This is a genomic window from Virgibacillus oceani, assembly GCF_041521345.1.
Taxonomy (GTDB): domain Bacteria; phylum Bacillota; class Bacilli; order Bacillales; family Amphibacillaceae; genus Virgibacillus_N; species Virgibacillus_N oceani_A.
In genome coordinates, this window is sequence record NZ_JBGOHB010000078.1 from 1 (window position 1) to 475 (window position 475).

1 protein-coding gene is annotated in these 475 nt (G+C 42.5%); it reads left to right on the forward strand.

The features are described 5' to 3' along the window. Nucleotides 1-475, forward strand: a 475-nt coding sequence (locus ACDX78_RS23240) for a HAMP domain-containing protein (protein WP_486031223.1), incomplete at both ends; no start/stop codon positions are given.

Below are 475 nucleotides of genomic sequence, written 5' to 3' on the forward strand. Positions count from 1 at the left end.
ATCTACCTGTGAAGACGAGCAAGGGTACGATTGGAAATATCTATATCGAATCAGACATTAATAACGTTTACGACCAACTTAACAATATCAATCAAATCTTTATCGTCGGTACGGCGATTTCACTCATCATCACGATTGTCCTCGGTTTCTTTATTGCGCGTACGATTACGAAACCGATTACGGATATGCGTAATCAAACGATCGAGATGTCTAAAGGTAATTATACGCAACGTGTGAAGATCTACGGTAATGACGAAATCGGCGAGCTTGCGCTAGCCTTTAATAATTTATCGAAACGTGTACAAGAAGCGCAGGCGAATACAGAAAGTGAGAAACGTCGACTGGACTCCGTTATCACTCACATGAGTGACGGTATTATTGCGACCGATCGTCGAGGCCGTGTGCGTATCGTCAATGATATGGCGTTGAAGATGATGGGCATGATGAAAGATGATATTATCGGTCAGCATATGCT